Annotated in this window: 1 protein-coding gene; it reads left to right on the forward strand. The window is 54.6% G+C overall.

The genetic code is table 11. The annotated features are described in order from the left end of the window. Positions 1-492 precede the first annotated feature (492 nt). Positions 493-966: a GNAT family N-acetyltransferase gene (locus AC1DVH_RS31605; RefSeq protein WP_477757092.1), complete on the forward strand. Its 474-nt coding sequence runs from the start codon at positions 493-495 to the stop codon at positions 964-966. The last annotated feature ends 132 nt before the right edge of the window (positions 967-1098 follow it).

Raw genomic sequence — 1098 nt, forward strand, 5'->3', positions numbered from 1 at the left:
GTCGTAACGGTAATCAGTGGCGTAGTTCATGTGCTGAATCCTCTAAATGTCTGGTGTGTGGCTAAAAGTGTTAGGACTGAAAAAAACAAAACCCCCGGTCGGGAGGCCGACCGGGGGTTGAGAATTCTCTGGTGGCGACCCGTTTAAAGTGGGCGCCGTGTGGGTATCAGGCGCGCCAGTGGCTAAACCAATACCCAAAATAAAAGCTGACCGGAGCACAACCGTCGTTCACCCGGGCAGCCGCAACCGAGCGCAGGGCGCTGGCGGTACGAGGCTGTAAGAGGGTGTTGAACATGGTCTGTCTCCGATGGATGGGTCGAGCTTACTAGAGGCCGGTACGCAGATTCAATCAGAAAATGCTATCGGCCAACGACCCCGCTTTCTATCGCTTGAGTGCCCCGAAGGTTGTGACACACTCTGCGCCTCAACAAAAAACACATCGTCACAAGGACGCCTCATGACGGTACTGTCCCTTGCAGTGGAGCTGGAATGATGGAGCGTCAATGGCGTCCGGCATCGCCTGATGACCTGAAGTTCGCCCGCGAACTGACCTGTAGTGGCATGCTGCGCTACTACATTCAGCATGATCTGCTGTGGCAGGACGAGGCGTTTGATGTGGCCTGGGCAGGGCGCGACAACCGGTTGATCGTATGCGGCGAAAATGTCCTGGGTTATGTCAGTCTGAGCCGTGATGCCAGAGCCTTGTACATCCGCGAATTGCATATTGTCGAAGCGTTTCGTGGGCAGGGCACTGGAACCTGGGCGATCGATCAGGTGCTGGCTCTGGCGTGCAAGGAGCGGCGTCCGGCGTTGCGCCTGACGGTTTTCGAAAACAACCCGGCGCAAGCGTTGTACGGGCGCAAGGGATTAAGGGTGGTGGGCAAGGACGAATGTTTCTTGAGGATGCAGCTGGATTTCTCCGATCGGGATTGCTGCAACACGCTTGCAACAAGCCTTTCAAGATGAATTGAAACTTTTAATCTGACGCTTTCCGCTAGGTCTGCCAGATGCTTTTTGCTAAGGTGTCTGGCAATCCAATAAGACCATATTGCGAGGTGTCTGCTTGATTAGGGTGCTAGTAGTCGATGACCATGATCT

The sequence above is a fragment of the Pseudomonas sp. P4_C3 genome (assembly GCF_056402075.1).

Coding starts and splice junctions, on each gene's coding strand:
- AC1DVH_RS31605 (WP_477757092.1), top strand. CDS start 493: ATGGAGCGTCAATGGCGTCCGGCATCGCCTGATGACCTGAAGTTCGCC.